Annotated in this window: 23 protein-coding genes and 1 tRNA gene; 3 read left to right on the top strand and 21 right to left on the bottom strand. The window is 66.9% G+C overall.

Annotation, left to right across the window (positions count from 1 at the left end):
• Nucleotides 1-67 precede the first annotated feature (67 nt).
• From L0963_RS10505 to L0963_RS10495, 3 genes are all read right to left on the bottom strand, one after another.
• Nucleotides 68-1,462, bottom strand: a complete 1,395-nt coding sequence (locus tag L0963_RS10505) for an amino acid permease (protein WP_234179417.1) — start codon at nt 1,460-1,462, stop codon at nt 68-70.
• A gap of 85 nt (nt 1,463-1,547) precedes the next feature.
• Nucleotides 1,548-2,189, bottom strand: a complete 642-nt coding sequence (locus L0963_RS10500) for a YoaK family protein (RefSeq protein ID WP_062901994.1) — start codon at nt 2,187-2,189, stop codon at nt 1,548-1,550.
• 7 nt (nt 2,190-2,196) lie between these two features.
• Complete coding sequence (locus L0963_RS10495) at nt 2,197-2,484, bottom strand: 4a-hydroxytetrahydrobiopterin dehydratase (RefSeq protein ID WP_062901993.1); 288 nt, start codon at nt 2,482-2,484, stop codon at nt 2,197-2,199.
• Between the two features lie 51 nt (nt 2,485-2,535).
• Between L0963_RS10495 and L0963_RS10490 the strand changes: the two genes are divergently transcribed.
• Genes L0963_RS10490 through L0963_RS10480 form a run of 3 tightly spaced genes read left to right on the top strand, consistent with a single transcriptional unit; the run spans nt 2,536 to nt 4,189 of the window.
• A complete protein-coding gene (locus tag L0963_RS10490) occupies nt 2,536-2,964 on the top strand; it encodes a metallopeptidase family protein (RefSeq protein ID WP_062901992.1) in 429 nt (142 codons plus the stop codon).
• On the top strand, nt 2,961-3,545 hold the full coding sequence (gene ccmA, locus L0963_RS10485; RefSeq protein ID WP_062901991.1) for a heme ABC exporter ATP-binding protein CcmA: 585 nt from the start codon (nt 2,961-2,963) through the stop codon (nt 3,543-3,545). Before L0963_RS10490 ends, ccmA begins: the two co-directional genes overlap by 4 nt.
• Nucleotides 3,542-4,189, top strand: a complete 648-nt coding sequence (locus L0963_RS10480; protein WP_062901990.1) for a heme exporter protein CcmB — start codon at nt 3,542-3,544, stop codon at nt 4,187-4,189. Before ccmA ends, L0963_RS10480 begins: the two co-directional genes overlap by 4 nt.
• 236 nt (nt 4,190-4,425) lie before the next feature.
• On the opposite strand, the gene rplA is transcribed toward L0963_RS10480, so the two are convergent.
• The 18 genes from rplA to L0963_RS10390 form a co-directional block, all read right to left on the bottom strand.
• A complete protein-coding gene (rplA, locus tag L0963_RS10475; protein WP_003049148.1) occupies nt 4,426-5,124 on the bottom strand; it encodes a 50S ribosomal protein L1 in 699 nt (232 codons plus the stop codon).
• 4 nt (nt 5,125-5,128) lie between these two features.
• On the bottom strand, nt 5,129-5,560 hold the full coding sequence (gene rplK, locus L0963_RS10470) for a 50S ribosomal protein L11 (protein ID WP_003049146.1): 432 nt from the start codon (nt 5,558-5,560) through the stop codon (nt 5,129-5,131).
• 185 nt (nt 5,561-5,745) lie between these two features.
• Complete coding sequence (locus tag L0963_RS10465; RefSeq protein ID WP_234179416.1) at nt 5,746-6,780, bottom strand: acyltransferase family protein; 1,035 nt, start codon at nt 6,778-6,780, stop codon at nt 5,746-5,748.
• Nucleotides 6,781-6,845: 65 nt separating this feature from the next.
• Nucleotides 6,846-7,781: an acyl-CoA thioesterase gene (locus L0963_RS10460; RefSeq protein ID WP_062901988.1), complete on the bottom strand. Its 936-nt coding sequence runs from the start codon at nt 7,779-7,781 to the stop codon at nt 6,846-6,848.
• A 40-nt stretch (nt 7,782-7,821) separates the two neighbouring features.
• Complete coding sequence (gene nusG, locus L0963_RS10455) at nt 7,822-8,358, bottom strand: transcription termination/antitermination protein NusG (RefSeq protein WP_003049140.1); 537 nt, start codon at nt 8,356-8,358, stop codon at nt 7,822-7,824.
• A gap of 40 nt (nt 8,359-8,398) precedes the next feature.
• Nucleotides 8,399-8,596, bottom strand: a complete 198-nt coding sequence (gene secE, locus L0963_RS10450) for a preprotein translocase subunit SecE (RefSeq protein ID WP_040590458.1) — start codon at nt 8,594-8,596, stop codon at nt 8,399-8,401.
• Between the two features lie 376 nt (nt 8,597-8,972).
• Nucleotides 8,973-9,048: transfer RNA gene (locus L0963_RS10445), tRNA-Phe, on the bottom strand.
• Nucleotides 9,049-9,145: 97 nt separating this feature from the next.
• Entirely contained in the window at nt 9,146-9,340 is a 195-nt protein-coding gene (locus L0963_RS10440) for a DNA gyrase inhibitor YacG (protein ID WP_062901987.1), read from the bottom strand.
• Nucleotides 9,330-10,292: a hypothetical protein gene (locus tag L0963_RS10435; RefSeq protein WP_062901986.1), complete on the bottom strand. Its 963-nt coding sequence runs from the start codon at nt 10,290-10,292 to the stop codon at nt 9,330-9,332. Before L0963_RS10435 ends, L0963_RS10440 begins: the two co-directional genes overlap by 11 nt.
• Nucleotides 10,285-10,881 carry a Maf family protein gene (locus L0963_RS10430; RefSeq protein WP_082819915.1) on the bottom strand — a complete coding sequence of 199 codons (597 nt, stop codon included), beginning with the start codon at nt 10,879-10,881 and terminating at the stop codon, nt 10,285-10,287. The genes L0963_RS10435 and L0963_RS10430 overlap by 8 nt, the downstream gene beginning before the upstream one ends.
• The gene (infA, locus tag L0963_RS10425) at nt 10,878-11,096 is read right to left on the bottom strand and encodes a translation initiation factor IF-1 (protein ID WP_003049127.1); all 219 of its coding nucleotides are present in this window, start codon (nt 11,094-11,096) and stop codon (nt 10,878-10,880) included. The genes L0963_RS10430 and infA overlap by 4 nt, the downstream gene beginning before the upstream one ends.
• A gap of 83 nt (nt 11,097-11,179) precedes the next feature.
• The gene (locus tag L0963_RS10420; RefSeq protein ID WP_062901985.1) at nt 11,180-12,046 is read right to left on the bottom strand and encodes a cupin-like domain-containing protein; all 867 of its coding nucleotides are present in this window, start codon (nt 12,044-12,046) and stop codon (nt 11,180-11,182) included.
• Complete coding sequence (locus L0963_RS10415) at nt 12,043-13,227, bottom strand: GNAT family N-acetyltransferase (RefSeq protein WP_062901984.1); 1,185 nt, start codon at nt 13,225-13,227, stop codon at nt 12,043-12,045. Before L0963_RS10415 ends, L0963_RS10420 begins: the two co-directional genes overlap by 4 nt.
• A 77-nt stretch (nt 13,228-13,304) precedes the next feature.
• Nucleotides 13,305-15,200 carry an XrtA/PEP-CTERM system amidotransferase gene (locus L0963_RS10410; protein ID WP_062901983.1) on the bottom strand — a complete coding sequence of 632 codons (1,896 nt, stop codon included), beginning with the start codon at nt 15,198-15,200 and terminating at the stop codon, nt 13,305-13,307.
• A 13-nt stretch (nt 15,201-15,213) separates the two neighbouring features.
• Complete coding sequence (gene xrtA / locus L0963_RS10405; RefSeq protein WP_234179414.1) at nt 15,214-16,725, bottom strand: exosortase A; 1,512 nt, start codon at nt 16,723-16,725, stop codon at nt 15,214-15,216.
• Complete coding sequence (locus L0963_RS10400) at nt 16,722-17,927, bottom strand: TIGR03087 family PEP-CTERM/XrtA system glycosyltransferase (protein WP_234179723.1); 1,206 nt, start codon at nt 17,925-17,927, stop codon at nt 16,722-16,724. The genes xrtA and L0963_RS10400 overlap by 4 nt, the downstream gene beginning before the upstream one ends.
• 8 nt (nt 17,928-17,935) lie before the next feature.
• The gene (locus tag L0963_RS10395) at nt 17,936-18,982 is read right to left on the bottom strand and encodes a FemAB family XrtA/PEP-CTERM system-associated protein (protein ID WP_062903141.1); all 1,047 of its coding nucleotides are present in this window, start codon (nt 18,980-18,982) and stop codon (nt 17,936-17,938) included.
• A gap of 17 nt (nt 18,983-18,999) precedes the next feature.
• Entirely contained in the window at nt 19,000-19,860 is an 861-nt protein-coding gene (locus L0963_RS10390; RefSeq protein ID WP_234179413.1) for an XrtA system polysaccharide deacetylase, read from the bottom strand.
• Nucleotides 19,861-19,871: the final 11 nt, after the last annotated feature.

Here is a 19,871-nt window from a genome sequence, read left to right as displayed (position 1 = left end):
AAATTCCAGCCTGCATGGGCTGACGGCGCGATGCAACCGCCATTCCATGCCAGCATGGATCTATTGGTCAGCCGGCGACGGCGCGGCCCCGCGCATAAAGGAAATAGACGGCCAGACCGCCGATGTTCCAGACGAGGAACCACAGCTGCGTCTTTGCCGGCAGGCTGAAGAAAAGATAGATGCACCCCAGCACCGCGATGCCGCCGACCACCCACGGCATCGGCGCGCAGAAGGTCCGCGGTGCGTCGGGCGCGCGGCGGCGCATGATGAGCATGCACACCGACACTGCGGTAAAGGCCGCCAGCGTTCCCGCATTGGCCAGCGCCGCCAGCTCGCCGAGCGGGATGAAACCCGCCAGCACCGCGACGACTGCGGCGGTGAAGATCGTGATCCGCACCGGCGTCCCGCGCGCCGACAGCTTCGCCAGGCTGGCGGGCAGCAGGCCGTCGCGCGCCATGGTGAAGAAGATACGGCTTTGACCATAGAAGAAGGCGAGGATCACGGTCGGCAGCGCGATGACTGCGGAAATCGCCAGATAATGGGCAGCGAGCGGCTGGCCGAGTTCACGCAGGATCAGCGCCAGCGGCTCGGGGCTGTTCGCGAACCGGCTGTAGGAAATTGCGCCGACCGCGGCGACCGCGACGGCGATGTAGATCAGGACGCAGGCGATCATCGATCCGACGATCCCGATCTTGAGGTCGCGGTCGGGATTCTTCGCCTCCTCGGCGGCCGTCGCGATTGCGTCGAAGCCGTAGAAGGCAAAAAAGATGATCGCCGCCGCCGCCATTACACCGCGCTCGACGCCGTCAGGCCCCATATGCTTGGCAAAGCCGAACGGGCTGAAGGGTTCGAGATTGGCGGCGTCGAAGGCGGGCAGCGCGACCGCCGCGAACACCGCAAGCGCGACGATCTTGACCAGCACGAGAACGGCGTTGACCGTCGCACTTTCGCGCGTGCCATAGAGCAGCATGCCTGCGACCACCGCGATGATCGCGATCGCCGGCAGGTTGACGATCCCGCCGAGTTCGGGGCCTTGCATCAATTCCTGCGGCACCTGCGCCCATTCGTGGAGCAGCGGCGCGGCATAGCCCGACCAGCCGACCGCGACCGCGCTGACGACCAGCGAATATTCGAGGATCAGGCTCCATCCGACGATCCACGCGATCAGTTCGCCGATCACCACATAGCTGTAGGTATAGGCGCTGCCCGACGCGGGGATCATCGTCGCCATTTCGGCATAGGCGAGCGCGGCGCAGGCGCAGATCAGTCCGGCGATGACGAACGAAAGGATGACCGCGGGGCCCGCCTTGTCGGCGCCGACGCCGATCAGCGTCAAGATACCGGTGCCGACGATCGCGCCGACACCGAGCGCGACGAGATGCGGCCAGCCGAGCGTGCGCGCAAGCTTGTGTTCATGCGCGTCGGGAACGATCGCCTTGCGGCGAAATAGGCTGTCGGACATGCGGCACACTCCCCTGTGTCACGATATGGCGTGTTACTTTATTGCCGACTTTTGGAACGGTCGGCCGGGGAAGGCAAGCGCCGCCTTATGGCGCCTGTCTCGCCATCCACATCGCGCGCGCCCCCAGCCCCGCGGCAAGCGCGATCGCGAGCCCGTAAGCCAGCGGTGCCGACCACAGAACGGTGCGCGCACCGAGGACGGCACCGCCCGCCAGCCCCGCCCATAGCCCCAGATGATGACGCCACCGCCGGTCGCCCTCGCCGCGAAGCGCGTTGGCGATCTTCTGCCCCATCTGGACGAGCGTGCCCGTCATATAGGTAACGCCGACCACAGTGCCGTCGCTGCCCTCGATCGCCGCATTGACCACGCCCATCGCAAAAGCGAGGCCGAGAATGGCGACCCAGCCGGTATCGGCGACACGCAGCAGCGCCGCGACGATCAGCAATAACGTCACGCACAGCAGCACCACCGGCGTACGCCGCCGTCCCGCGCGCGCGCCGATCAACGATCCGGCGACGACGCCGGTGACGAAAATCGCGATGATGCTGCCCGCAAGCAGGGCGGCGCGATGCCCCTCCGCCACCCCGACCGCGAGGCGGGTCGAATTGCCCGTCATGAACGACACGAAAAAGCCCGCCGATTCGACGAAGCCGATCGCATCGACGAAGCCCGCCAGAATCGCGATCCCGACGGCGAGCGTGCGATAAGCCTGATCGAAGCGGATCATCGGCGGATCAGAGCAAGGCTTCGATCGCTTCCGCCAGGCGCGCGTCGCGCTCGGACAGCCCGTCGGCGTCGTGCGTGGTCAACAGGATATCGACGCGATTATAGACGTTCGACCATTCGGGATGGTGATCCATCTTTTCGGCGATGATCGCGACGCTCGCCATGAAGCCGAAAGCCTGCGCGAAATCGTCGAACCGGAACCGGCGCGTAATCGCGTCGCGCTGCGGCTCGTGCGTCCATTCGGGAAAGCGCGCGAGCAGCGCCGCACGCGCCGCATCGTCGAGTTTCTGAACCATCCGCTTTCTCCCGCTGGTAAAGACCGTGTCCCCGCCATAAGGAAGGGCGCGATGAGCGACAAGGCCGCCCTTTCCCGATTGCCCGACGGCTGGACCGGCGGCGCCCCCGATGCCGATGCCTTTCACGCGATGGCCGACGCGGCGCTGGCCGCGCTGCCCGATATTTTCAAGCCGCACATCCGCGGCGTGGTCGTCGCGATCGAGGAATTTGCCGACGACGAAACGCTCGCGTCGCTCGGTATCGAACATCCCTATGATCTGACCGGCCTCTACGAAGGCCGGCCGCTGACCGAGCGCAGCATCGACATGAGCGGCGGCATGCCCGACCGGGTGACGCTCTATCGCATCCCGATCCTGGTCGAATGGATCGAAGGCGGCGAACGGCTCGACTGGCTGGTGCGCCACGTCCTGATCCACGAAATCGGACATCATTTCGGCTTTTCGGACGACGATATGCACGCGCTGGAAAACATGGCGTGACGCTGTTGCTTAAGCTCGACCGCATTGCCTGCATCCGCGGCGACCGGCTGCTCTTCGAAGGCCTGTCGCTGGCGCTTGCGCGCGGCGAGGCGCTGTGGCTGCGTGGCCCCAACGGTGCCGGAAAATCGAGCCTGATCCGCGTTGCCGCGGGCCTGCTCCGCGCCGCCGCGGGCACGGTGACGCGGCACGAACGCTGCGCGCTGATCGACGAAGCCGCGGCGCTCGATGCCGAACTGCCGCTGCGCCGCGCGCTCGACTTATGGGCGCGCATCGACGGCATCGACGGCCCCATGACGCAGCGCGCGATGGAGGCGATGGCGCTCGGCGCCCTTGCCGAAGTACCGGTTTCGATGCTATCGACGGGCCAGCGCAAGCGCGCCGCGATGGCACGCGTCATCGGCAGCGCGGCGCCGATCTGGATGCTCGACGAACCTGCCAATGGCATGGACGACGCCGCCCGGACGCGGCTCGTCGCAGCGATCGCGGCGCATCGCGCGAACGGCGGCGCGGTATTGCTCGCCTCGCACTTCGCGCTCGACATCCCGAATCTCGCCGAGCTGGACATGGGGGCGCGCGCATGACCGCATTGCTCGCGCTCTTCTGGCGCGACCTGCGCCGCGCCTGGGGCAGCGGCGCGCTTTGGCTGCCCGTCGTTTTCTTCCTGCTCGTCGCGACCGCCTTTCCCTTCGCGGTGGGCCCCGACGCGCCGCTGCTCGCGCGCACGGGGGGCGGCATGCTGTGGGTCGCGGCGCTGCTCGCGGCGCTACTGCCGATCGACCGGCTGATCCGCCCCGATAAGGATGCGGGCGTGCTCGATCAGCTTGCGGTGCGCGGCGTCGCTGACGAGGTCGTCGCGGCGGTCAAAATCGCCGCCCATGCGATCGGCTTCGGGTTGCCGTTGCTGATTGCACTGTTACCCGCCGCGGCGCTGCTCGCGCAGGACGCGGCGCGCGTCGCGACGATCGCCACCGGCCTCGCCATCGCCATCCCCGCCCTCGCCTCGCTCGCGGTACTCAGCGCCGCGCTCACGGCGAACCTCAAGGGCGGCAATGCGATCGGCGGGCTGCTCGTCCTGCCGCTCGCGGTGCCGCTGCTGATCTTCGGCGCCGGAATGCTCGATCCATCGGGCCGCGGCGCGACGAAACTGCTCGCTGCTGCCAGCCTGCTGCTGACGGTGATCGGCCCCTTCGCGGCGGGGGCGGCATTGCGAGGCTTGCGGGAATAGCGGGTTTCGAGCGGAAGGGCGCATCTGAACAGATAGTAGTCCAGCGTCGATATTGCGTTCCCTGGCGAAGGCCGGGGTCCGGAGTGTCGAACGCTGATGTTGGTGCTGTAAAGCCCTGGACCCCGGCCTTCGCGGGGGAACATCAAGCGGTTAACGGCAACGTCTGCTTCCCACCGCCCAAAAGAAAAGGGCCGGAGTTTCCCCCGGCCCTTTCCTTGAATTGCTTTGCCTGAAAATCAGGCGCCGGCGACGTCCGCGGTGTCGATCTTGACGCCCGGGCCCATCGACGACGACAGCGCGATCTTGCGGACATATTTGCCCTTCGCACCGGCCGGCTTGGCCTTGACGATCGCGTCGACGAACGCGTCGAAATTCTGGCGGAGCTTTTCTTCGCCGAACGACAGCTTGCCGAGGCCCGCGTGGATGATCCCGGCCTTTTCGACGCGGAATTCGATCTGGCCGCCCTTGGCTGCCTTGACCGCTTCGGCGACGTTCGGGGTGACGGTGCCCAGCTTCGGGTTCGGCATCAGGCCCTTCGGACCCAGCGTCTTGCCGAGGCGGCCGACGATGCCCATCATGTCCGGCGTCGCGATGACGCGGCCATAGTCGAGGTTACCCGCGAGCATGTCTTCCATCAGGTCTTCGGCACCGACCTTGTCGGCACCGGCGGCCAGCGCCTTTTCGGCATTGTCGCCGCGCGCGAAGACCGCGACCTTGACGTCCTTGCCGGTACCGGCGGGCAGCGTGACGACGCCGCGGACCATCTGGTCGGCGTGACGCGGATCGACGCCCAGGTTCATCGCGATTTCGAGCGTTTCGTCGAACTTCGCCGAAGCGAGTTCACGGACGGTCTTCAGCGCGTCTTCGATGCTGTGCAGCTTCGTCGCGTCGACCTTGCCCTCGAGGGCCTTCTGCTTCTTGGTCAGCTTTGCCATCGGTTCAGCCCTCCGTCACTTCGAGGCCCATCGAGCGGGCGCTGCCTTCGATGATCTTGGTCGCCTGTTCGATGTCGTTGGCGTTCAGATCCTTCATCTTGATCTCGGCGATCTCGGCGAGCTTCGAGCGCGCGATCTTGCCGCCGCTGATCTTGCCGGGCTCCTTCGAACCCGACTTCAGGTTCGCGGCCTTCTTGATGAGGTAGGTCGCCGGGGGCGTCTTGGTGACGAACGAGAAGCTCTTGTCCGCAAAGACGGTGATGATGGTCGGGGTCGGGGTGCCCTTGTCCATGCCGTCGGTCGCGGCGTTGAACGCCTTGCAGAATTCCATGATGTTGACGCCGCGCTGACCCAGCGCCGGCCCGAGCGGCGGCGAGGGGTTGGCGGTGCCGGCGGGCACCTGCAGCTTGATATAGCCGCTGATCTTCTTGGCCATGATGGCCTCCTTTCTTTCTGTCGCCCCGGACAGATCCGGGGCTCAAAATAAGCGGTCAAGCAGAGGGTTATCAGCCCTCCTCCCGCGCGGAATCACGCCGCCGTTCCAAAGGAGGGCGATCGCGAAGCGCGGCCGTTAGCGGGCTTTCGCCCGAAATGCAAGGAAAGACGCGCCGCGCGGCGCGATCAGACGGCGGCGGCCGCCTGCTGGCCGCGCCGGCTCTTCCAGCGATCGCGGATCATCCGCTGGCCAGGACGTTCGATGTAGCGATGGGTGAATTCGGACAGCAGCATGACGATCGCGACGAAGAGGATATGCGCCGAAAGCAGGCCGTAGTCCCAATCACGGAACTTGCCAGCGACGCGCAACAGCACGTCCGCGACGGGAATATTGACGAGATAGATCGAATAGCTGCGGTCGCCGAGCCACACGAGCGGCGCTGTTCCCATGAAGCGGGTCCGCAGCGCCAAGATTAACGCCGCCGGCCAGGTCAGCGCGGTGAGCGGCAGCACCGGATTGGCTGTCCCGGTCGGGATCAGGAGTCCCGCCACGGCGATCGCCACGAGCACCAGCGCCGGAACGCGCGCAAAACGGTCGCGGTAGCGCCACAGCAGCACACCGATGAAAAAGCCGAAGCCGCCACGCGCGATGCTGTTGGCGGAGGTGAGCGGCTGGCCCGCGTGCCCGTCGAAAAGAAGCACTATACCGCTCGCCAGAATCGCGGTGCAAGCGACCGTAAGGACCGCCCGTCGCCCCGCGAAAGCCGCCGCCGCGAAAAGAATATAGCAAAAAACCTCGACCGAGATCGACCAGGATGGACCATCGAAGGTGCGCGCGACCGGCTCCGTAAACACCTGCAGCATGAACAGATGCGCAATGAAGGTACCGACGTTGTTATACGGCATCCACCAGAAGGTTGCAGCGCAGCAGACGAGCATGAACAGGTGAAGCGGGTAGAGGCGCGCGATACGCGCCACGGTGAAATCGGCAAGTGCGCGCGTCGACTGCAGCGACTCGCCGAAGCGGTAAACATGCGCGAAGACGAAACCCGATAGCAGGAAGAACAGGTCTACTGCGGTCCAGCCATTGTCACGCAGCCACGCTGCTACCGGACCGCCCCAGCCGTCTTCGAAAACAGCGCGTTCGAACAATATCTTGGAATGATATCCGAAGGCGACGGCGCAGGCGGCAAGCCCGCGCACACCGTCAAGCTGCTTCAATCGTCCGATGGCCGTGCCGTCTGTTCCCATCCGAAAAGCAGCCCCCTCTGCGGTCCGCGCAATCGCTATCGCGCGGCATCCGGGCGATAGCGTACCAGGCCTTCCTGCACCACGGTTGCGATCAGCGTGCCGTCCTGGCGATAGATCGATCCGCGGCACAGCCCGCGGTCACCGCCCGTCCACGGGCTGTCCATCACGAACACGAACCAGTCGTCGACGCGAATATCGTCGTGGAACCACATCGCATGATCGAGGCTGGTCGACACCATGCCCGGCGTCCAGAAGTTGACGCCGTGCGGCAGCATCGCCGACGACAAAAGCCCCATGTCGGATGCGAAAGCGAGGAAACCGCGATGGAGCAGCGGATCGTCGCCGATCGGCGCGGCGACGCGGAACCACTGGTAATGCTGCGTCGCCTTGGCCGAAGCCGGCGGGCGATAGCTGCGCACCTCGAACGGCCGCCGCCGCGCCATATGGGCAAGATGGCGGTCCGAAATATTGGGATCGGCAGCGATGAAATCGGTGAAGTCCCAGCACTGCTCGGGCGGCAGCAGGTCGGGCATCGGCACCTGATGCGACAGCCCTTTCGCCGGAATCTGGAACGATGCGGTCAGGTTGAAGATCACCTTGCCGTCCTGGCGCACGACGACACGGCGGTTCGAAAAGCTGCGCCCGTCGAAATCGCGGTGGATACGGAAATGCAGCGGTTTGGTTTCGTCGCCGCCACGCAGGAAATATGCGTGGAGCGAATGCACCTGCTTTCCGGTCTCGACCGTGCGCGACGCCGCGAACATCGCCTGCGCGATGACCTGCCCGCCGAAAATCCGGTCGCGCGCGGTGGTCGCAAGGGCGGGATAGGTAAATTCATCCTCGACGCCGGGCACGGGGTCGAGATCGAACAGCCGCGCGACCGCCGCGACGACCTTCTCGGCCGCAACACCCGCGTTGATTTCGCGGGCGCGCGCAACACGGGCCTGAATCTCGTCCTGACTCAGACTCATGCAATTATTCCGTGCTGCGAAAAGCGACGGCCCACGGCCATCACTTCATCCGTTCGACCTGCTCGAAATCGAGCTCGACCGGCGTCGCACGGCCGAAGATCGATACGCTGACCTTGACGCGCGCCTTGTCGAAATCGAGTTCTTCGACCACGCCGTTGAAGCTCGCGAACGGGCCTTCGAGTACCTTGACCTGATCGCCGATTTCGTAATCGACGCGAATCTCGGTCTTCGGGCGCGCAGCGGCTTCTTCCTTGCTGTTCAGGATACGCGCGGCTTCGGCTTCGCTGATCGGCTGGGGCTTCCCCGACGACCCCAGGAAGCCCGTAACCTTCGGCGTATTCTTGACGAGGTGATAGACATCGTCGGTCATCGTCAGCTTGGCGAGCACATAGCCGGGGAAGAATTTGCGTTCGGACTGAACCTTCTTGCCGCGCTTGACCTCGGTCACCGTTTCGACGGGCACTTCGACCGCCTCGACGAAATCGCTGAGGCCAAGGCGCTCGGCTTCGGTGACGACCGAATCGCGAACCTTGTTCTCGAAACCCGAATAGGCGTGAATGATGTACCAGCGCGCCATCTGTGCGTGTCCTGTCCTGAAATTGGGTGTGAAGCGCGGATCAGCCCGCGAGCGACGTCAGCCAGCCGACGATCAGCTTGAATACCGTGTCAACGCCGAAGAAGAACAGCGACAGCAGGATCGTCATGATCAGAACCATGATCGTCGTCTGCATCGTCTCGCGGCCCGTCGGCCACACGATCTTGCCGGCTTCCGCCTTTACCTGGTTGACGAATTCGCCAATTTTGGGCCTCGCCATATCGATCGTCCCGTCCTTCATGCGTCTCAGTTCACGGCCAGATGGGTTGCCGCCCCCGCCGCGTCAAGCACGGCTTCAGGCAATAGTCCGCCCACCCTCCCCGAGCATGTCGGCGAAAGGCGGAAGGAAAACGGCGCATCTGTCCGAATGGGCGGCCTTTAGCCGCGCGCCAGAGCCTTGGCAAGCGATTGCCGCATGGCACCCCCGCCCCGGCCCGGGATATCGCGCCATGCACGCGCCCACAGAAAGCTGGCCGGGAATTTTCGGATCGGAACCGAGCGGCATGACGCGCCACGCCGCGCCGACGAGCCACGCGAGCCATCGCAGGAATATTATCTCGGTTTCAAGATGTTCCGGATCGGTCGCCAAGGGACCGTGGTGCCCGGGGGCGGGATCGAACCACCGACACTGCGATTTTCAGTCGCATGCTCTACCAACTGAGCTACCCGGGCACGGGCTCCACAAGGCCGTGCGGCCTGTTCGGGAGCGGCGGCTATAGGCAGGGGTTTCGATCCTGTCCAGAGCCTTTGTTGCGCAAATTTCTTCCTGTCATTCATCCTCGAAACGGTCGCCGTCGAGGCCCCCGTCGGGCGCCTGATCGACCGGTACGCGATAGCCTTCGTCGAACCAGCGATTGAGGTCGCGGTCGCGGCAGCCGCGGCTGCAAAAGGGCTTGTAAGCCTCGTCGCGCGGCTTGCCGCACAAGGGGCAGCGGCGCGATCTGGCGGCGGCATTACTGGGCATGGCCCGTTCCTTTCACTTGCGCATCGGCGGCAATCGCAACCGCGCGCCCGGTGCGCCGTTCGAGCAGCGCGCTCCAGTGCGGGTGCGCGCCGATCCATTGGGCAACGGCCGGTCGCGCCGTGAGTTGCAGCGGTCCGGCACCAACCGCGCGCTCTGCCTGGCGCAACAGCAGCGCTGCGTCGGTCGCCACGGGATCGAAGCGGACCTGTTCGATCAGCGACGGGCGCTCGCGGCGCCGGATGATCTGCAGAAAGCCGAACCCGTTGGTCCCGGTGCGCTCGAACGGCTGCGGGAAATACGCATCGACCCAGCCATCGACCGCCCGCCGCTCGGCGCGGCCCGGCAGCGAGGGAAAATCGATGCCGATCGAACCGCCGATATCGCAGCAGCGTACAACATGCGCCGCAGCTGCCGCGCCGGCCTGCGCCAGCGCCAGCGGATCGCCGTCGCCGTCGATGTCGATGAGCAGCATCGCCGGCGTGGCATCGACCCACAGCGCGCCGCCGGCGAAAGGCCAATGGCCGGTGCGAACATGATCGATCAGATCGGACCAGCCCGCTTCCTCAAGCCGGTCGGGACCGGTCGGCGCCAGGTCGGTCACCGGCAGGCCGCTCGCGGCGATGCGCGCGCGCAGGTCGGGACCGTCATCCGGCTCGGCGTCGCTAAGCCGACCGCGCGCGGGCTTGTCGCGGCCGCGCTCGCGCAGCGCCATGCGCGTGATCTCGACCGCCAGCCGCGTGCCGAGCGGAACGCCCCTTGCCGCCACGGTCGCGACGGGGTCGCCCGGCAGGTCGAGCCGCACCACCCCCGGTTCGATCAACCGCCCGGTGATAATAGCACCGACGCGCGGCCGCTCGCCCTCGCGTTCGATCCGCGCTTCGATAATATGACCGTCTTCGATTAGCGCGGCCCGCGCCTCGCCGATGCCGGCTTCGTATAGCCACTCAGCCAAGTGGCACTCCGGCACTCGTCAGCAGCGCGCGCGTCTCGAAGATCGGCAGGCCGACGACGTTGGAATGGCTGCCCGAAAGGAAGCGCACGAACATCTCGGCCTTGCCCTGGATGGCATAGCCGCCGGCCTTGCCCATCCCCTCGCCGCTCGCGACATACCAGTCGATCTCGGCGGGCGTCAGCCGTTTGAAGGCGACGACGGTATCGGCGACGCGAACGCGCGGGCGGCCATCCGCCGCGACGACGCAAACCCCCGAATAGACATGATGGCGCCGTCCCGACAACAGGCCGAGCATCCGGCGCAGATCGGCCTCGTCGGCTGGCTTTTCGAGGATGCGGCGCCCGACCGCGACGGTCGTGTCGCCCGCCAGCACCACCTCGTCCGCCGCGCGGTCGACGGCGCGGGCCTTGCTCTCGGCGAGGCGCGCGACATAGGCGCGCGGCAGTTCGCCCTTCAGCGGGGTTTCATCGATGTCGGGAGCCGCAATGCGCGCCGGCTCGAGACCGATGCGCGCCAGCAGTTCGAGCCGACGCGGCGACGTCGATGCGAGCACGAGCGACGGTGCGGGCAAGATCGCCGCCCCGCTCACTTGAAGCGATAGGTGATCCGACCCTTGGTCAGGTCATAGGGGGTGAGTTCGACGAGCACTTCGTCGCCCACCAGAACGCGGATGCGGTTCTTGCGCATCTTGCCGGCCGTATGGCCCAGAATTTCATGGTCGTTTTCCAGCCGGACGCGGAACATCGCGTTGGGCAGAAGTTCGACCACCTGGCCGCGCATTTCGAGAAGTTCTTCTTTCGCCATCTATCCTCTATGGGCTCGAAATTTAAGGATGCGCGCCCATAGCTCCAAATGCGCGCAATTGAAAGCCATCTGTCGCCGCGGCGTCAGGACACGAGTTTCAGCTTGCGCGCGACACGCCAGCCGACGGTCTTTGCCCGGGCATAGCTCGGCCAGCGTGGCGGCATTGCGGGGTTCAATCCCATCCGGCGCAGCGCGGCGTTGGCGGCATGGGCTTCGGATTCGCGGTAGCTCCATTCGCTGCGCCAGGTGATCGAGAGCGAGATCGAGGGCGCGTCGCCGTTGCGGACATAATGCGGCGCCATCACCGGCATCAGCACCGCATCGCCCGGCGCGAGCGGGACCGCCTGTTCGGCGCCTTCAAAGCCATCATCCCACGGCAGGTTGCGGTGACCGCCGGTGTGGTAGCGCTCGTGCTCGATCCGGTGGGCAAAGCGTTCGTCGCCCGCAGGCCAGACGTGCATCACCTTGCTGCCGCGAAGCTGGAGCAGGATGTTGTGCTCGGGATCGAAGTGATAGGGCGTGATCGATCCCGGCGACGAGATGAAGACGAACCCCTGCGGCGTCAGCATCGCGCCGGTGCGCGGCGAAACAATGGGTTCCAGCTCGCCGAGCAGGTCCATCAACAGCGCCCGATAGGCATCGACCGTTTCGATATTCTTGAGTACCGCCCAACTGCGGTTGCTGTCGATGGTGCGGATCGTTTCGGCAATCGACAGCCCGTTCGATGGCACATCCTCGGGCCGGATACCGACAGGCAGATCGCCCGGATTATATTCGACCTGCGACCCCGGCAAAGTGTCGGCGAGCGCCGCCAGCGCATCGAGCGAGAGCAACGGATGGTCGGGCAGGCGGTGGTGCAGCAGCCCCGCCTGCGCCGGATAGAGCGCGGTCATACGCTCCAGCGTTTCGGGCGGAAAGACACGAACTTGGTCGGCGGATTGCGCGGTCATGACGGATCCTGTTCGATCGGCGGTTTGGGGGCGGCGCGCTTCAGACGGCGCCAGATTTTCTCGGCACGCGCCAGCGCGCGAAAGCGCCAGCGATCCGAGGCGCCCGACAGGGGCGCGTTGATCCACACCAGCCGGCGCCGTTCGCGCCAGACGCTGTCGATCATCGGATGATCGGGCGCCGCGCAGCTGTCGACCCATGCGACGCGCACGTCGCCGAGAATGTCGAGATTCGCCTGCTGAAGCAGCACGCCGGGCGAGAAGCGGGCATATTCCTCGTCGAAGGCGGTCTTGAAGGAAAAGGCGCCTGGTGGCGTCACGAAATTGATCAGCAGCGCGATCGGCCGCTCGCCAAGATCGAGCGCGCGCATGTCGAGCCGGCCCGCCTGGGCCGCTGCGGCAAGGATCGCGCGGAACCAGGCCTCGGTTTCGCTCTGGCTCGCAAGCGCCGACCCCGCGCGCCCCTTCCAGCCGCGCGCTTCGAGGTCGAGGAAAGCATCGATCCAGCCCTCGATCGCGTCGCCGCTGCGCCACTGGCGGAACGCCAGCGGCCCCAGTTCGGCAAGGCGGTTGGCCTGGCGCCGCAATTCCTTGCGCTTCTTGCCGCGCATGGCGGCTTCCCAATAGGCGGCCGGCGACAGGTCGCTTTCGAGCAGCGCGCGCTCCTCGCGGTGGACCGCTTCGGCCTCGTCGCCGCGACCGCGCACGACTTCGGCCAGCGCGCGATGCAGCGGGCCGTCTTCGGTCAATCGCGACACCTGAACCAGCGTTTGCGCCCACGGCGCAGCATCGCACCAGCCAAGCAGGATCGACCAGAAAAGCGTCTCGTAGCCCGCGCGCACCAGCGGGGCGCCGTGAAAATGATTGGGATGCGCCCAGCCGACAACATGGCGGAGCGGCAGCGGGCCGTAGCGCGCGGCGGGCGCCAGCGGCATCACGCCGATCAGCGGCCCGTCGCTGCCCGTCATCACCATCACCAGCCGCGCCTGCCGCTCGGGATCGAGCAGGTGCAGCGCCGATTGCAGGCACCAGCGTTCGACGAAGGGATTGGGCTCGCTCGCCGCCGCGGCCAAGCCGTCCCAGGCCGCGGCAAGATCGTCCGACAACGCGAGCGGCTCGACAACACGAACGGTCAGCGGCGCGGCTTCGGCGGCATGGGTCGGAAAGGCGGGATGCACCGTCATCGGCGGCGAGCCTAGCAGCGAGTTGTTAAGAAGCGGTGGCGATTCAGCGGCTTCGCACCACGCGCGCCGCCGAGAAACTAGATACCAAAAAGCTTCGCCAGCGACTTTTCCAGCATGAAAAATTGCCAGATCAGCCGCCCATGATCGCGGCGGCCCGACTGGTGCGCGACGACAACGCGTTCGATCTCCGCCATGTCGAACCATCCCGTCCGCGCAAGTGTTCCCGAATGGGCAAGCGCGCGCGCCTGTTCGGTCAGCGCGCCGCGGAACCAGTGCGACACCGGCGTCACGAACCCCATCTTGGGCCGGTACAAAATGTCGTGCGGCAGATAGCGCTCCATCGCCTGTTTCAGGATCGCTTTCCCCGTCCCGCCCTTCACCCGCATCGCGGCGGGGAGCGAGGCTGCGAATTCGACGAGCCGGTAATCGAGCAGCGGCTCGCGGGCTTCCAGGCTGACCGCCATGCTCATCCGGTCGGTCTTGGTCAAAATGTCGCCGGGCAGCCAGATCTTGAGATCGGCATATTGCGCGCGGTCGAGCCGTTCGCGCGCCGGCGCCTCGGCCATCGCCTGCCAATAGCGCGTTTCCGCGACATGATCGCCGAGCGCGCGGATCGCGGCATCGTTGAACAATCGCGCGCGCTGGTCCGGGCCGGTGACGCCAACCGCTTCGGCGTAGCCTTCGGCGCCACTCTTCGACAGGCTGGCTAGTGTCGCACGGGCGCGCAGCGGGCGCGGCGCCCAGTCCATCTGCGGCCAGATGCGGGCGAGCGGCCCCAGAAGATTGCGCCGCAGCACGGCGGGGATCAGCGACCGCAACCGTTCCTCCTGATGATGGAAGACCAGCCGGCGATAGCCCGCAAACGCCTCATCGGCGCCGTCTCCCGACAGCGCGACCGTCACCTCTTCGCGCGCCAGTTCGCAGACGCGATAGGTCGGCAGCGCGCTCGCGTCGGCGAAGGGTTCGTCGAACATGTCGGCGATGCGGTCGACCAGCGCGAAATCGGCGGCCGCGACGGTGCGGGTGCGGTGGTCGGTTGCGAAGCGGTCCGCGATCGTCGCCGCATAGGCCGTTTCGTCGAGCGCTGCCTGATCGAAACCGATGGTGCAGGTCTTGACCGCTTTCGCGCTCGCCTCGGCCATCAGCGCCACCACCGCGCTCGAATCGACGCCGCCCGACAGAAACGCGCCGAGCGGCACGTCGGCGACCATGCGGTCGGTGACCGCGGCGCGCATCAGATGGACGAGATGCTCGGCCGCCTCGCCTTCGCTGGCGCGGATGCGGTTCGAAAAATCGGGCGACCACCAGCAGGTCGGGGCCGGAAACGGCTTGCCGCGTTCGAGCAGCAGATAATGGCCCGCGCCCAATTTGCTGACGCCTGCCATCATGCAATTGTCGTCGGGCACATAGCCGAGCGCCAGAAAGTCCTCGACCGCCGACAGATTGGCCTCGCGCCGCAGCAGCGGATGCCGCAGCAGGCCCTTGAGTTCGGACGCAAAGGCGATCGATCCGTCCGACAGCCGCGCGAAATGCAGCGGCTTCACGCCCAGCCGGTCGCGCGCCAGGAACAGGCAACCCCGCTGATGGTCGTGAATTGCAAAGGCGAACATGCCGTTGAGCCGCGACAGGCAATCCGGACCCCACTGCCGCCACGCCGCCAGAATCACCTCGGTATCGCCGCTGGTGCGAAAGCGGTGGCCACGGTCTTCGAGTTCGGCGCGCAACTGCCGGAAATTATAGATCTCGCCGTTGAAGCTGATCGTCACCGCCTCGTCGTCGCTCGCCATCGGCTGCGGGCTGCCTTCGATATCGATGATCGACAGCCGCAGATGCCCCAGCCCGACGCCCGGTGCGGTCCATTCGCCCGATCCGTCGGGACCGCGATGACTCATGGGATGCAGCATCGCGCGCAGCCGCGCGGGATCGACGGGCTTGGCCGTCTCCAGATGATAAATGCCCGCGATCCCACACATATGGGAAGCAGCCCTAGCGCAGTTTCAGCGCGCGGTCAGCCATCGCCTGCGCTCCGCCCGACGCGGAAAGGAAATCGGCGATCGCATCGCGGCCGCCCGCGCGCTCCTCCGCCGTCAGAATCAGCGCCAGCGCGCGCGGATCGCCGCCGAGCAGCCGCGCCCTGAGTTCGGCCAGTTTCGCGGCGCGCGCGCTGCCCGTCGCGCGGCCGTCGACGACATACCAGGTCGCAGCGTCGCGCAGCACCGGGCCGGGATGAAGCAGCCGCTCGGTCTTGGCGCCGTCGACCGCGGGCAGCGCCGCGCTCCACGCCCATTTGCTGTCGGGGTCGATCGCGCCCTGACCGAAACCGACGACCTCGCGGCCTTCGGCCTGCCGTTCATAGCCTCCGATCGCGACCGTGACGCGGCGTCCTGCGGCATCGACGAAATGCCGGACCAACCGGCGGTCGGCACCGTCGAAGCGCGGATGCCAGGCGGCGCCCTCGCTCGCTGCGTCGTGCCAGCCCGGCGGCGGCGCCACCGCCATCGTCGCGGGCAGCGGCGCTGCGCGGCCCCCAATCAGCGCGGCCCACCCCAAAAAGGCGAGCGGCAGCGCGAAGGCGAGCGCCAGAACCGCCGGCGTCGGACCGACAAAGCGCGGCGGCGCATTCAGCCCGGTGATGTCGACCGCCACGTCGTTCGCGGGCCGGTCGAACCAGCGCCGCGCGACCAGCATCACGATCAGGATCACGATCCCGAAGAATATCCAGCCATAGAAGACATGGTCGATGCCCCCCGCGGCCTCGATCCCCCAGATTTCGGCGGCGACCATCGTACCATAGGCGCGCAGCGCATTGGCGGCGACGGTCGTCGCGAGCGCCGCTGCAACGAAGACGATCCGACGCGTCCAGCTTTTGAAACAGAGATGCGCAGCGAACACCGAATAGGCGAGCATCGCGATCAGGAAATTGACCCCCGAACAGGCCTCCGCCACCTCGAAGAAGCCGGCGCGCGTGGTGATGAACACGCCCTCGATCGCCGCGTCGAGCCCCGACAGATGAAGCAGGACGACGCTGATCCGCGCCGTCAGCGTCTGGAGCAGCGGTACCAGTTCCTCGCCGAAGGGTACGAGCAGCAGCGCATAACCAAGCGGGAAGAGAAGCGCGCGCACGAGCTTTTCACCGAGCACCGCACCGACCGCACCCTGCAGCATCAGGACAAGCCCCAACTGCCGGAACAGGCCGACGCCCGCCGCCTCGCCCACCAGCCAGACGAAACCGCCGCCCGCCAGCCAGATCGTGCCCGGCCACCACCAGGCCGGAGCGAGCGTGCGCAGTTGTGGCCAGCGCTGCTGCACCAGCCAGCCGATCATCGGCACCATCAACAGGCAATGGGTGAATGTCGAACTATGCCACCAGATGCCCGCCATGTCGGCGGCATCGCGCGCGAACAACAGCAGGATTGCCGCCGCGAGCGCGCCAAGCGCGGCGAGATGCCGCTGCCACAGGGACCAGCCGCGCGCCGATGCGATCGGCCGGGCGGTCATTCCGGAAGCCTCAGCAAATCGCCGAGCGGTTCCAGCCGCGCGTCCCACCCGTAGCGCGCGATCATCCGATCGCGGGCGCGGGCGCCCATCTGCGCCGCGGAACCCGGATCGGCGAACAGGCGCGCGATTGCGTCCGCCATCGCAGCGGCTCCGTCGGCGACGAGCAGATGGTCACCCTCGACCGCGTCGATCCCGGTCGCGGCGGCGGCGCTCGCGACGACCGGCCGCGCCATCGCCATCGCTTCGAGCAGCTTGTTCTGCACCCCCCGCGCGAGCAGCAGCGGCGCAACGACGACATCGGCGGCGGCGAGCCACGGGCGCACGTCGGGGACTTCGCCGGTGACGGCAACGCCGGGCAGCCGGGCGAGCAGCCGCACCTCTTCGGTCGGCGCACGGCCAACGATCGCAAAGCGCGCCCGCGGTTCGCGCTGGCGCAGCAGCGGCAGCACCGCCGCCGCAAACCAGCTCACCGCGTCGATATTGGGGCGATAGTCCATCTGCCCGGTGAACACCGCCAGCGGCCCATCGCCTTCATCCACCGCCGCGAAATCCTGCGCCGGGTCGAAACGGTCGGTGTCGATGCCATTTTCGACCGCGACGGCGATGTCGCCGCCAAGGCCGCTGCGCGTCCGGAACAGCGCCGCCTCCGCCTCGCTGACGAACAGGCTGGTATCGACCGAACGTGCGACTTTCGCTTCATAGGCGCCGAGCTTTGCCGCTTCGCGCCGGTGAACCCAGTTCATCGGCTGGCGCCTGTCCTGTTCGGCATAGGTCGCGAATTTGGCCGAATCGACGTCGACAAAATCCATGATGACCGGTCCGTCGAAGCGCGCCGGAAGATATTGCGCCATCTGGCCGGAGAAGGCGACGATATGGGTAATGCGCCCGGTTGCCAGCAAGGCATCGACGTAGGAGGCGACCACGCCGCTGCGGAACAGCCGGTTCGACACCGGCTCGCCGCGCAGCACCGCCTGCGCGAGCGCGATGGGCCGCGAGGCGCGGCGCGCGTCGATGCACAGGCTTTTACAAAGCGGCGCCATTTTCGCCCGCGCCGTTTCGGCCTCGTTCGCATCGTCGGCGAGCGCCGCGACATGGACGGGCGCCAGCTTGCGCAGCGCCTCGAACATGTGCCAGCTGCGTATCCGGTCGCCGCGGTCGGGTGGCCAGGGCGCGCGGTGAACCAGGAACAGGATTTCGGCCATCGCGCCGGTCACCCCAATCCGCGCGCGATCAGCGGCCCGATGCGGTTGGCCGCCCACAGTGGCAGCTTCTTCCACAGGTCGACCTGCAACCGGTATTTGGCGCTGTTCGGGTTGGTGTCGCGCGGCGCCCGGCCTGGCGCGAGCCAGCGCGCATAGGCCAGCGGGCGGGGTTCGAACCCCCAATTCTTCTTGTAGGCGAAGGGCCCGGTGCCAAGCTTCGAACGGCCGAAATCGAAACGGGTGCAGCCGCGCGCGCGGGCATGCCCCATCAGCGCGTAATACATCAGCTCGTTGGCGCGCAGCCCGCGCGCTTCCGCCGTCCCGCCGCCCCAATAGGGCATCACCGTGCCGCGCCAATAGAGGCTGAGCACGCTCGCCACCGGTCGGCCGTCGACGCTCACGGTCAATATGTCGGCATCCTCGCCAAAGGCGTCGAGCACCGCATCGAACAGCGCCTTCGGAAAGACCGGCGTGCCGAGGTTGCGAACGCTCGTCGCGTAGATGCGGTAATGGTCGCGCCGCTCGGTGGCATCGCGCCCCGTGCTCACCGACAGATCGCCCGCCAGCGCCTTGCGCACCTCGGCGCGCTGCTTGCGCGGGACGGCGAGCAATTCGGCTTCGTCATCGGCGGCGAGGTCACGCGTGAAGCCGGCGTAGACATCGTCTTCGCAGCGCCACCCCTTGCCTTCGGGCAGCGGACCGCCGCGCAGTTCGACCGACGGAACGCCGAGCGCGCGGGCCAGGTCGGCGGCGCCCTTGGCCAGGGTGGCGGCAACCGCTGCATCGTCCGCCAGCAGCCCGCCGTCGACGGCGAAGCCGCTGCCGACCAGCGCCTGTCCGAACAGCGGCGAGCGGACATGGTGCAGCGGGACGAGCCCCGTCAGCGCGCCGTGCGCATCGCGCGCCGTGACGAGATGGCAGCGGTGCCCCGTGGCCTTCGTGATCGCTTCGCACCAGGCGCGCGTATGAAAGGGGGTCGCATCGGGGTGCGCGGCGACATAGGCGTCCCACGCCGCCGCGTCCGCAAGTGGCGCACCGGCAAAGGCGTCGCTCATCGTTTTGACGGGTGCGTTCACGCCGCGGCGCGCCACGGCCGGGCGCGCTCCTGCTGCGCCGCAAGCAACGCATCGGCGCGCGTCCATTCGAAATCGTCGAGCAGCTTCTTCAGCTTGCCCGCCATCGCGGAGAGGCCAGTATAATGCCGGACCTTCGACCGCAGCGGCGCATCGGCAACGCGCGGCTGACCGGGGTCGATCTCCCACGGGTGGAAATACAGGATCGCGGGATGCCCTTCGCGATTCATCCGCTCGATCGCCCAGCGCGTGAAACCATAAGGAAGCAGTCGCATGAAACCGCCCCCGCCCGCGGCAAGCGTCCGGCCCGCGAAGCGCGCGGTCGTCACCGGCCATTCGATCAGCGCGCTGTCGGGAAGCGGCTGCCAAGCATGGCGCGGGCTTTGCGCCCAGCCATAATGATCGTGCACCACCGGCGCGACGCTGCTCGAATAGGCATAGCCCTGTTCGGCAAGGACGGCATGCGCCCAGGGCGTGCGCGCATCGACCGAAAAGCTGGGTGCGCGATAGCCGCGCACAGGCTGGCCGCCGAGATTTTCGAGGATGGTGCGCGTCTTTTCAAGGTCGGCGGCGAATTCGCCGGCCGTCATCTGGAACACGCGCTTGTGATCATAGCCGTGGCTCGCAAGCTCGTGCCCCGCGTCGACGATCCGCCGGATCAGCGCGGGATAGCGTTCGGCGACCCAGCCGAGCGTGAAGAATGTGCCCCGAACCCCGGCCTCGGCGAACAGGTGCAAAACCGCATCGCAATTCGCCTCGACCCGGCATTCGAGCGCCGGCCAGTCGGCGCGATCGATCGTGCGCTCAAAGGCGCCAACCTGGAACCAGTCCTCGACATCGACCGACAGGCCGTTCTGCATCGTCCATCACC

This window comes from Sphingopyxis sp. NFH-91, from assembly GCF_021401285.1.
GTDB classification, from domain to species: domain Bacteria; phylum Pseudomonadota; class Alphaproteobacteria; order Sphingomonadales; family Sphingomonadaceae; genus Sphingopyxis; species Sphingopyxis terrae_A.
Note: the sequence above shows the minus strand (reverse complement) of the source record. Positions and strands in the feature narration are given on the sequence as shown.